The sequence below is a fragment of the Thermus scotoductus DSM 8553 genome, from assembly GCF_000381045.1.
Classification (GTDB): Bacteria; Deinococcota; Deinococci; order Deinococcales; family Thermaceae; genus Thermus; species Thermus scotoductus.
Window position 1 is genome coordinate 1 of sequence record NZ_KB905775.1, and the last position, 9683, is coordinate 9683.

General features: G+C 66.0%; 12 protein-coding genes and 1 pseudogene. 5 read left to right on the forward strand and 8 right to left on the reverse strand.

Annotated features, from left to right (window positions below; translation table 11 throughout):
• The first annotated feature begins 135 nt into the window (after positions 1–135).
• Both mntA and F604_RS12935 read left to right on the forward strand, forming a co-directional pair.
• Positions 136–528, forward strand: a complete 393-nt coding sequence (gene mntA / locus F604_RS0110630; RefSeq protein ID WP_019551632.1) for a type VII toxin-antitoxin system MntA family adenylyltransferase antitoxin — start codon at positions 136–138, stop codon at positions 526–528.
• On the forward strand, positions 521–676 hold the full coding sequence (locus F604_RS12935; RefSeq protein ID WP_019551633.1) for a HepT-like ribonuclease domain-containing protein: 156 nt from the start codon (positions 521–523) through the stop codon (positions 674–676). Before mntA ends, F604_RS12935 begins: the two co-directional genes overlap by 8 nt.
• Here F604_RS12935 and fabZ read toward each other — a convergent pair.
• The 7 genes from fabZ to F604_RS0110670 are packed head-to-tail and all read right to left on the reverse strand — an operon-like array spanning position 644 to position 7385.
• Positions 644–1075, reverse strand: a complete 432-nt coding sequence (gene fabZ, locus F604_RS0110640; protein WP_019551634.1) for a 3-hydroxyacyl-ACP dehydratase FabZ — start codon at positions 1073–1075, stop codon at positions 644–646. The two genes, F604_RS12935 and fabZ, sit on opposite strands and share 33 nt — an antisense overlap.
• 3 nt (positions 1076–1078) lie before the next feature.
• Positions 1079–2110, reverse strand: coding sequence for a rod shape-determining protein (gene mreB / locus F604_RS0110645; RefSeq protein WP_019551635.1), 1032 nt, complete (start codon positions 2108–2110; stop codon positions 1079–1081).
• Between the two features lie 17 nt (positions 2111–2127).
• Entirely contained in the window at positions 2128–3852 is a 1725-nt protein-coding gene (gene rny, locus F604_RS0110650; protein WP_026329129.1) for a ribonuclease Y, read from the reverse strand.
• A gap of 6 nt (positions 3853–3858) precedes the next feature.
• Positions 3859–4881, reverse strand: a complete 1023-nt coding sequence (gene recA, locus F604_RS0110655) for a recombinase RecA (RefSeq protein ID WP_019551637.1) — start codon at positions 4879–4881, stop codon at positions 3859–3861.
• Entirely contained in the window at positions 4832–5425 is a 594-nt protein-coding gene (thpR, locus tag F604_RS0110660; RefSeq protein WP_019551638.1) for an RNA 2',3'-cyclic phosphodiesterase, read from the reverse strand. Before thpR ends, recA begins: the two co-directional genes overlap by 50 nt.
• Positions 5422–6606, reverse strand: coding sequence for a CinA family nicotinamide mononucleotide deamidase-related protein (locus F604_RS0110665; protein ID WP_019551639.1), 1185 nt, complete (start codon positions 6604–6606; stop codon positions 5422–5424). The genes thpR and F604_RS0110665 overlap by 4 nt, the downstream gene beginning before the upstream one ends.
• On the reverse strand, positions 6579–7385 hold the full coding sequence (locus tag F604_RS0110670) for a YgfZ/GcvT domain-containing protein (RefSeq protein ID WP_019551640.1): 807 nt from the start codon (positions 7383–7385) through the stop codon (positions 6579–6581). Before F604_RS0110670 ends, F604_RS0110665 begins: the two co-directional genes overlap by 28 nt.
• 37 nt (positions 7386–7422) lie before the next feature.
• Here F604_RS0110670 and F604_RS0110675 point away from each other — a divergent pair, with 37 nt between their 5' ends.
• Both F604_RS0110675 and F604_RS0110680 read left to right on the forward strand, forming a co-directional pair.
• Complete coding sequence (locus F604_RS0110675) at positions 7423–8472, forward strand: MFS transporter (protein WP_026329131.1); 1050 nt, start codon at positions 7423–7425, stop codon at positions 8470–8472.
• A complete protein-coding gene (locus F604_RS0110680; protein WP_019551642.1) occupies positions 8465–9091 on the forward strand; it encodes an HAD family hydrolase in 627 nt (208 codons plus the stop codon). Before F604_RS0110675 ends, F604_RS0110680 begins: the two co-directional genes overlap by 8 nt.
• Here the strand turns inward: F604_RS0110680 and F604_RS0110685 are convergent.
• Positions 9083–9409, reverse strand: a pseudogene (locus F604_RS0110685) (enolase); the annotation flags it as partial. The gene F604_RS0110680 and the pseudogene F604_RS0110685 sit on opposite strands and share 9 nt — an antisense overlap.
• A 34-nt stretch (positions 9410–9443) precedes the next feature.
• On the opposite strand from F604_RS0110685, the gene F604_RS12705 reads away from it, so the two are divergent.
• Positions 9444–9683 (forward strand): DUF4277 domain-containing protein (locus F604_RS12705; RefSeq protein WP_026328966.1); only part of this gene is annotated, 240 nt, incomplete at its 3' end.

Sequence of the window (9683 nt, forward strand, 5' to 3'; positions counted from 1 at the left end):
ACATTGTACCAAATCCGTGTCCACCTGTGGTGGACGTGGGGGAGTCCATGTATCCCCGGTTTGGTCAGCCTGTAGGGCTATCTTGGAAACCGGGGGATTATAGCTCCCCCACACCCCCTCTTTTCTCTAAGGGAAGTGGAAAGGCTTAAAGAAGCCATCCGCCTTCTGGTGGAGGAACTGGATCCCCTCGGAATCTACCTCTTTGGCTCCGGAGCCCAAGGCCTTTTGACCCCAGAAAGCGACCTGGATCTGGCCATCCTGGGCTCCAAGCCTTACCCTCCGGAGCACCTTTTTGCCCTGCGTGCCCCCTTGAGCCTGCTTGTGGGGCGGGAAGTGGACCTGATAGACCTTCGCCAGGCCCCCCTTCCCCTACAGGCGCAGGTGGCCGCTTTTGGCGAACCCCTGTATCGAAAGAGCCTCGAGGCGGACCGCTTCCTGGACCTCGCCCTTAAGGCCTACGCCCGCCTCAACGAGGAAAGAGCGGAAATCCTCGGGGATATTCAGAAACGGGGAAAAGTCTATGGATGAGGTCCTCCTACAAATTCGCAATGTGGCGGTGCATGACTACCAAGCCCTTTCCCTCCCCATCCTGCGCCAGATCCTGGAGGAACGGCTTCCCGACTTCCTGGAGTTCAGCGCCACCCTACTCCGCACCCTCCCGAACCACGAAGCTTAAACGGGCGCTGGCCCTCTCCTCCCCCTCCACCAAGGCCCTGACCGCCACCTTGCCCAGGCCCCGGCGGAAAAGGAGAAGCTCCCCCTCCAGGATCAGGGTATCCCCCGGCACCACGGGCTTTTTGAAGCGGGCCTCCTCCACCCCCACCAAAAAGACCAGGCCCCCGGGCTTGAAACCCGGCTGCTTGGCAATGCTGCCCACCGCCGCCTGGGCCATGGCCTCGAGGATCAGCACCCCCGGCATGATGGGGTAACCGGGAAAATGCCCCTGGAAGTGGGGCTCGTTGAAGGTAACGTTCTTCAAGGCCCGGAAGGTTTTCTCGTCCGCATGAAGCACCCGGTCGATGAGCAAAAAGGGGTAGCGGTGGGGCAGGAGGGCCAGGATCTCCCCGATCTCCACGGCTCACCTCTTCAGGACGTCGTCCGAAGACAGGATGGTGTCCTCCAGCACGTGGAGCATCTCCAAGGCCTTACCCGTGCCCAAGGCCACCGCCTCAATGGGGTTCTCCGCCACCACCACCGGCACCCCCGTGGCCTCCTGCAGGGCCACATCCAGGTTCTTTAGCAGGGCACCACCCCCGGTAAGGAGGATGCCCCTCTCGTAAATATCCGAGGCCAGCTCGGGGGGCGTGGTTTCCAAAACCGCCTTCACCCCCTGGAAGATCTTGTCCAGGGGCTCCCTCAGGGCTTCCACCACATCCTCGGCGGGGATCCCCGCCGTGCGGGGAAGGCCGGTGATGAGGTCCCGGCCCCGCACCTCGGCCACCTCCCTTTCCTCTCCGGGAAGGATTTTCGCCCTGCCCAGCTGGATTTTGAGCTCCTCGGCGGTGCGCTCTCCGATGAGGAGGTTATGCTTCTGGCGCACGTAACGGATTATGGCCTGGTCCATCTCGTTGCCGGCGATGCGAAGGCTCTCGGAGCGCACGATACCCCCTAGGGAGATGACGGCGATGTCCGTGGAGCCTCCCCCGATGTCCACCACCATGCTACCCGTGGGCTCGGCCACGTTGATCCCCGCCCCGATGGCCGCCGCCAGGGGTTCCTCGATGAGGTAGACCTTGTGGGCCATGGCGGACACCGCCTGCACCACCGCCCGCCGTTCCACGTCCGTGACCCCTGAGGGCACCCCCACCATGACCCGCGGCCGGAAGAAGCGGCTCATGGGGGAGAGCACCTTTTGCAGAAAGAGGAGGAGCATGCGCTCCGTTAAGGCATAGTCGGCGATAACCCCATCCTTCAGGGGCCGCACCGCCACGATGTTCCCCGGGGTGCGCCCCAGCATGCGGTAGGCCTCGGCCCCCACCGCCTTGACCTCCCGCTTCCCTTGGACCACCGCGATCACGGAGGGCTCGCGTAAAACGATCCCCTTCCCCCGCACGTAAATGAGAACGCTGGCCGTTCCCAGGTCAATCCCGATGTCCTCGCCCCTCAGCATAACCGCCCCATTCTAGCCTACTTAGCGTACTCCACCGCCCGGGTCTCCCGCACCACGGTCACCTGCACCTGGCCGGGGTAGTTCATCTCCCGCTCGATGCGGTTAGCGATTTCCCGGGCCAGAAGGGTAGCCCTGGCGTCCGTGATCTTGTCGGGTTTGACGATAACCCTCACCTCCCTACCCGCCTGGACGGCGAAGGCCGTCTCCACGCCGGGGAAGGAAAGGGCGATGCGCTCCAGGGCCTCGAGGCGCTGCAGATACTCCTCCAGGCTCTCCCGCCTGGCCCCGGGCCGGGCGGCGGAAAGGGCGTCGGCGGCCGCCACCAAAACCGCATACACGGTCTCCGCGTTCTCCGGGTCGTGGTGGTGGGCGATGCCGTCTATCACCTCCGCCGGCTCCCCGAAGCGGCGGGCCAGGGCGATGCCGATCTCCACATGGCTTCCCTCCACCTCCCGGTCCACGCTCTTGCCGATGTCGTGAAGGAGCCCCGCCCGCCGGGCCAAGGCGGCATCCAGGCCCAGCTCCGCGGCCATGATCCCAGAAAGGTGGGCCACCTGCACCGAGTGCTTGAGGACGTTCTGCCCGTAGCTGGAGCGGAAGTGGAGCCGGCCCAGAAGCTGGATGAGGCCAGGCTTTAACCCCACCACCCCAGCCTCGAGGGCAGCTTCCTCGCCCCGCTCGTAGATGAAGGTCTTCATCTCCTGCTTGGCCTTCTCCACCACCTCCTCAATGCGGCTAGGGTGGATGCGCCCATCCCTGAGAAGCTCCTCCAGGGCCATGCGGGCGATCTCCCGGCGGATGGGGTTGAAGGAGGAGAGCAAGACGGCCTCCGGGGTGTCGTCGATGATGAGGTCCACCCCCGTCAAGGCCTCAAAGGTGCGGATGTTCCGCCCCTCCCGCCCGATGATCCTGCCCTTCATGGCATCGGAGGGGATGGGCACCACGGAAACCGCCAGCTGGGCCGCGGTTTCCGAGGCCTGGCGCTGCATGGCCTGGGCCAGGATCTTCTGGGCTTCCTTGCGGGCCTCGAGGCGCGCTCTTTCCAAGGCTGCCCGCACCCTCTGGGCCTTCTCCTCCTCCAGCTCCCGGTCCAGCCTCTCCAGGATGAGGCGCCGGGCTTCCTCCGGGGAGAGGCCTGCCACCTCATGAAGCCTCCGTTCCACCTCGCGTTCCTTCTCCTGCAGAAGGGCCTCCTGGGCCTTAAGCGCCTCCTCCCGCTTGGAAAGGGCCTCCTCCAGGGCATCCAGCTTGAGGACCCGGGCGTCCAAGGCCTCGCCCCTCTTGGATAGCCTTTCGGCCTCCCGCCGGAGCTCCTCCCGCTCCCCCTTAAGGCGCTCCCTCTCCGCCTTAAGCTCCTCCTGCAAGGCCCTAAGCCTCTCCCGCTCGGCCTTAAGCTCCTCCCGCTCGCTCCTCAGGCGCTCTTCCGCCTCCTGCAAGCGCTTTTTGGCCTCGGCCTCCAAGGCCTCCGAGCGGCGCTTAAGCTCCGCCTCCAGCTCCTGGCGCAAGGCCCTGGCCCGCTCCTCGGCCTCCTGGCGCAGGGTCCTGGCCTCGGCCCGGGCGGCCTCGAGGATCTCCTTGGCTTCCTTCCGGGCGGCCTCGAGGGCCTCCTTGGCCTCCTCTCTGGCCGCCTCCAGAAGCCTTTTGGCCTCCTCCCCCGTGCGGTCCTCCCCCTTGCGCCTAAGGAGCAAGGCCCCCGCCAGGACCATGACCAGGAGAATAAGCCCCAGGTCCAAAAGGGTCAGGGCCATCTACTCCTCCCCTTCCTCGCTTCCCGCGAGCACCACCTCGTGGGCCCTCTCCAGCACCTTGGCCCGGATCTCCTCCAGAAGCTCGGGCCGCTCCCGCAGGTAGTCCGCCGCCTTCTCCTTGCCCTGACCCAGGCGGTGTTCCCCGTAGGAGAACCAGGAGCCGGCCTTCTCCACCACGCCCGCCGCCACCGCCACGTTCACCAGGTCCATGACCGGGTCAAGGCCCCTGCCGAAGTAGATCTCCAGCTCCGCCTCACGGAAGGGTGGGGCCAGCTTGTTCTTCACCACCTTCACCTTGACCTTGATCCCCACCGCCTCGTTCCCCACCTTGATGGGCTGGCCGCTTTTGCGCACATCCAGGCGCACGCTGGAGTAGAACTTAAGGGCCCGGCCGCCGGGGGTGGTCTCGGGGTTGCCGTACATCACCCCCACCTTCTCCCGCACCTGGTTGATGAAGATGGCGGCGGTGTTGCTCTTGGAAAGGACCGCGGTGAGCTTGCGCAGGGCCTGGCTCATGAGCCTGGCCTGCAAGCCCACGTGCTGGTCCCCCATCTCCCCCTCGATCTCCGCCTTGGGCACCAAAGCGGCCACCGAGTCCACCACGATGACATCCACCGCCCCCGAGCGGGCGAGAAGCTCCACGATCTCCAGGGCCTGCTCCCCGGTGTCGGGCTGGGACACCAGGAGGTCCTCCACCTTGACCCCCAGCTTCTGGGCGTAGAGGGGGTCCAGGGCATGCTCCGCATCCACGAAGGCCGCCACACCCCCCTGCTTCTGGGCCTGGGCGATGATGGTGAGGGCCAAGGTGGTCTTCCCCCCGGACTCGGGGCCGTAGATCTCGATCACCCTTCCCCGGGGAATCCCCCCGATCCCCAGGGCCAGGTCCAAGCCCAGGGAGCCCGTGGGGATCACGTCCACCTGAAGCCTGGGCATCTCCCCCAAGCGCATCACCGCACCCTTGCCGAACTCCTTTTCAATGGTCTTTAGGGTGTTCTCCAGTGCTTTCTTCTTGTTCTCGTCCATGGTCACCTCGCAAAGGAAACTTTTCCAAAATGGTATAGACGGGCCCCTTGGGCTTAAGCTCCGAGCGCACCAGGGCGAACTCCGTCACCGGCCACTCCACGCCGAAGACCACCGGGGGCACCCGGGGGGCAGGAGCCTTGCGCCGGGCCAGGGTGATGTGGGGCTTGAAGGGCTTATCCCCGCCTGCCAGAAGCGCCTCCTCCCCCAGGAGTTCCCGCACCCCTTCCCGAAGCCCTTCCGCCAAAGGGGCAAACCCCTCCCCTTCCGCCTTGGCGAACCAGACCCTGGGGGTGCCCTCGTTGGGGAAGTAACCCGTGCCCCGGATGCGGGCGGTGAAGGGAGGATGGAGCCGGCCCAGCCGGTGGCCCAGGGCCAAAAGGTCCTCCAGGTCCTCCTCCGGCCTTTCCCCCAGGAAAAGCAGCGTGAGGTGGAGCTGGTGGGGAACCACCTCCTTCCACCCCTTGTAGCGGGCCACCCGCTCCTGAGCCTCCACCAAGGCCCGCTTCACCTCTTCAGGAAGGAAGATTGCGTAGAAGAGCCTCATGTTAGGAGCAAGGCCAAGGCGGCATAAACGCTTCGGAGCCGCACCACCTCTCGGTCCCCGGGGAAGCGGTAGCGGCGCACCTCCGTCCCCTTAGGCCCCGCCAGGGCCACGAAGACCGTGCCCACGGGCTCGCCCTCCAAGGGGTCCGGTCCCGCCACCCCCGTGGTGGAAAGGGCATAGGTGGAACCGAAAAGCACCCGGGCGGCCTCCGCCATGGCCTTGGCCGTCTCGGCGGAGACCGTCTTGGCGAGGAGTTCCTCCGGCACACCGAAGCGGGCCTTGGCCCCTACGGAATAGGATACCACGCCCCCCAAATAGAAGCGGCTCGCCCCCGGCACCCGGGTGATCTCCGCCCCGAGAAGCCCCCCGGTGAGGCTCTCCATGGTGGCAAGGGTGGCCCCTTCCAGCTCCAGGCGACGCTTCACCGCCTCGGCCAGGGTGAGGTCCCCCTCCCCCCAGATCTCCTTAAAAAGCCGCTTCCGGATCCTTTCCGTAAGGTCGGCCACCCGATCCTCCCGGCCCCGGATCACCACCTCCACCCCCTGGAGCTTGGGGTAGGTGCCCACCTCCACCTCCTTATCCCGCTTAAAAAGCTCCCCGAGCCTTTCCACGATCTCCGACTCCCCGATGCCCCAGGTCTTCAGCACCCGCTTGGCGTAGGGGCGGCGGGGGAGGTTCAGCTTGGGCAACACCTCCTCCCACATGGGCCGCCACTCAGGGGGAGGCCCGGGCAGGAGGATCAGGTCTTTCCCCTCCTTCCGCACCCACCAGCCGGGGGCGGTGCCCCTGGGGTTTTTAAGCCAGGTGGCCGAAGGGATCCTCAAGGCCTGCTTGCGGTTGGCCTCGGGCATGCTCCGCCCCCGGGCCCGGAAGAGGGTCTCAATCTCCGAAAGCATCTCCTCGTCCAACACCAAGGGCTCCCCCAAGGCCTCCGCCACCGCCTCCCGGGTCACGTCGTCGGGGGTGGGGCCTAGGCCCCCGGAAAGCACCAAAAGCCTCGCCCGCTCCCAGGCCTGGCCCACCTCCCGGGCCAGGGGAAGGGGCTCGTCCACCACCCTGAGGGTCCTTTCCACCTTGAGGGCGTAGGCCTCGAGGCTCCTGGCGATCTCCGCCGTGTTGGTGTCCAGGGTCTCCCCGTAGATGAGCTCCGTGCCTACCCCGATGATCTCCGCCCGCTCCATGCCGCCTCCTCGAAGGGCAGGGGCTCCACCCGAAAGCGCCCCCCACCCCCCTCCACCACCGCCCCTAGGGGAACCTCCTTACGCATCACGGCAAGGCCCAAAACCCCGAAGGGCGTTTCCATCACCCGCTTGGCCTCCCCTACCTTGCGCCCCTCCAGCAGGAGGTCAAAGGGGGCTTCCTGGGCAGGGGAAAGCCCCCTTAGGCCCACCAGGTGATGGTGCACCTCCTTCCCCTCGAGGCGGGCCATGATCTCCTGGCCCACATAACACCCCTTGCCGTAGTCCACCAGGTGGAGAAGCCCCACGCTCTGGGGAAGCTCCCCACCAATATCGGAAAGGAGCGGGAGGCCCTTAAGCAAGGTGTAAAGGGGATAAACCCCAGCGGGATGGGCCCCCTCCCCGCTTTCCGCCACCTCCTCCCGGCCATCGGCATAAAGCCTGCGGTAAAGGGGAAGATCCACAAGCTCCACCTGGTCAAAGACGATGTAGCGCTTCAGCCGTTTCCTTAGGCCCTCCAGGGTACCCCAGGGGGCCAGAAGGTAGCCCTCTTTGTGGGGAAACACCGTGGCCCCCTCCTCTATCTGCCCCCGGTGGTTGAGGAACAGGGCTCCCACAGGCCCGGAAAGCCGCCTCAGGTCCCGGGTGCACTGGCCCTGGAGAAAGGAAAGGGCATCCGGCCCCCGCACCAAAAGAAGGTCAGGAAAGGCGAAATAGCCTTCGCCCGCCAGGGCTTTGGCCAGGACCTCCCCTTGCTGTTTCCCTGATGGGAAAGCATCCATGACCCCATTATTGACCAAAGGGTCAGGTAGGGGGAGAATGGCGAACGTGCGCCTCTTCTGGGGCTCCTTTGTAGCGCTTTTCCTGGTGGGCGTGATCGTGGCCCTGCCGGGGGCGGCCCTGCCCGTTTGGCGGGGGCGCTACGGGGTGGGAGAGGAGGTTTCCTGGTTCTTCACCGCCCTTCTCCTGGGCCTCCTCCTGGGGGTGCGCCTGGCCCAGGGGGATAAACGTCACCCCCTTTTTCCCGCCGCCATGGGGCTTGCGGGCTTGGCCCTATGGGGGGTGGCCCTGGCTCCTTCCTTCCCCTTGGTGGTGGCCCTGGCCTTCCTCCTCGGGCTCGGGGAAGGGGTGATGAACGTCCACGGCAACAGCCTGGTAGGCGAGCTTGACCCCAAAAGGCGGGTGGAACTCCTAAACCGGGTGAACGTGGCCTTCGGCCTAGGGGCGGTCTTCACCCCCTTCGCCCTCACCCTGTTACCCTACGGCGCCGTGTTGTTTCTGGCGGGTTTCCTGGCCTGGATAGGGGCCCTTCTCCTCTGGGAAGCCCCTCAGGTAACCCAGGTGCCCAAGGAGCAAGGGCGGGGGCTTTGGCCCTTCCTCCTGGCCGTGGCCATCTACACCGGTCTGGAGGGAGCCCTGGCCACCTGGAACCGGGTCTGGCTGGAACACCTGGGCCACCCCACCCCTATGGGAGGGGTGCTGCTCTCCCTGTACTGGCTCTTTCTGGCCCTGGGCCGCCTTTTCCTGGCCAAACTGGTGGCGCAAAAGCCCCTGGCTGCCCTGAGGAGCCTCCTCCTCGGAGTCCTCGCCCTCCTTTTTCTCAACCTCCTGCCCCCCACCGCCCTCCTTTTTCCCTTGGCTGGCTTTCTCCTGGGTCCCCTCTTTTCCACCCTTTTTGCCCTGGTGCAGGCCCGCTTCGGCCACCGAGCCCTGGGGGGTTTGCTTTATGCGGGCGCCACGGGAAGCACCTTGATCCCGGCCCTCTTTGCCCTTTTGCCCACACCCGGCATCCCCTATGGGCTTCTCGGCCTGGCCCTGGGCCTTTTCCTGATGGTTTCCAGCTTGGAGCGGAGGGCCGTCCATGCTTAAGGCCCTTCTCTTCGATCTGGACGGCACCTTGGCCGACACCGACCCCCTGCATCTTCTGGCCTGGCGGGAGGTCTTGGCGCCCTATGGCCTCGAGGTGAACGAGGACTTCTACCGAAAGCGCATCTCCGGCCGCCCTAACTCCGAGATCGTCAAGGACCTTTTAGGGTTGGAGGGAGAGGAAGCCCGAAGGCTCATCGAGGCCAAGGAAGCCCGCTTCCGAGAGCTGGCCCTGAACCTCAAGCCCATGCCCGGCCTTGAGGAGCTTCTGGAAAAGGCCCGGGCCAGGGGCCTCACCTGGGGGGTGGTCACCAACGCTCCCCGGGAGAACGCCCGCCATGTGTTGAAGGCCCTGGGTTTGAACCCGCCCCTTTTGGTCCTGGCGGAGGAGGTGGGCCGGGGCAAGCCCGACCCCTTGCCCTACCGGGTGGCCCTAAGGCACCTGGGCCTCAGCCCCCGGGAGGCCCTGGCCTTTGAGGACTCGCCCTCCGGGGTGAGGAGCGCCGTGGGGGCGGGGATACCCACCTACGCCCTGCTCACGGGGCACAAGGAGGAAGCCCTCCTCGAGGCGGGAGCCTGGGGGGTCCTCCAGGACTTCAGGAAGGCCATGGAGCTACTCTAGGGTATACCGCCGAAAGGCCTCCTCGTCAAACCGCGCCTCCACCAGGTCCTCCCAGTAAAGCCACCCCTGGCGGAAGGTGGGGAAGTCCAGGAACCCCCCTTCCGCCTTGAGGTGGAAGGCCAGCTCGTTGGGTTCGGTAACCCCCTGTTGGAAAGCCAGAAGCGCCGACTGGTAGGCGCCAAAGGAGCTCTGCGCCTGGCTTCCCACCATGGCCCTTTTGCCCTCTTCCCGGGCTAAGGCCAGCATCTCCAGCGTCCAGGTGACCCCGGTGCGGGCGGGCTTCAGGTTCAGGATGTCAAAGGTGTCCAGCCCACATTCCGCACCCCTCCTCCCTCCGCGTTAGGATTTTGGGATGGCAGCCACACCCGACCTACAGGTGTACGACCTCGGCCACCTGGGCCTGGTGGCCAGCATCGTGGACCGTATCGGGCTGGTCCCCCTGGTGGACGAACGGGTGGGCCCCCGCCCGGGGGAAAAGGTGAGCACGGGGGTGGCCCTGAAAGCGGCCATTCTGAACGCCCTGGGCTTCGTGACCTCCCCCCTCTACCTCTTCGGCCACTACTGGGAGGGCAAGCCCACGGAGTGGCTCCTG

Excerpts from the sequence above, each read along its gene's own strand:
- F604_RS12935 (WP_019551633.1), top strand. The coding sequence starts at position 521 with ATGGATGAGGTCCTCCTACAAATTCGCAATGTGGCGGTGCATGACTAC.
- mreB (WP_019551635.1), bottom strand. The coding sequence starts at position 2,110 with ATGCTGAGGGGCGAGGACATCGGGATTGACCTGGGAACGGCCAGCGTT.
- recA (WP_019551637.1), bottom strand. The coding sequence starts at position 4,881 with ATGGACGAGAACAAGAAGAAAGCACTGGAGAACACCCTAAAGACCATT.
- thpR (WP_019551638.1), bottom strand. The coding sequence starts at position 5,425 with ATGAGGCTCTTCTACGCAATCTTCCTTCCTGAAGAGGTGAAGCGGGCC.
- F604_RS0110665 (WP_019551639.1), bottom strand. The coding sequence starts at position 6,606 with ATGGAGCGGGCGGAGATCATCGGGGTAGGCACGGAGCTCATCTACGGG.
- F604_RS0110670 (WP_019551640.1), bottom strand. The coding sequence starts at position 7,385 with ATGGATGCTTTCCCATCAGGGAAACAGCAAGGGGAGGTCCTGGCCAAA.
- F604_RS0110675 (WP_026329131.1), top strand. The coding sequence starts at position 7,423 with ATGGCGAACGTGCGCCTCTTCTGGGGCTCCTTTGTAGCGCTTTTCCTG.
- F604_RS0110680 (WP_019551642.1), top strand. The coding sequence starts at position 8,465 with ATGCTTAAGGCCCTTCTCTTCGATCTGGACGGCACCTTGGCCGACACC.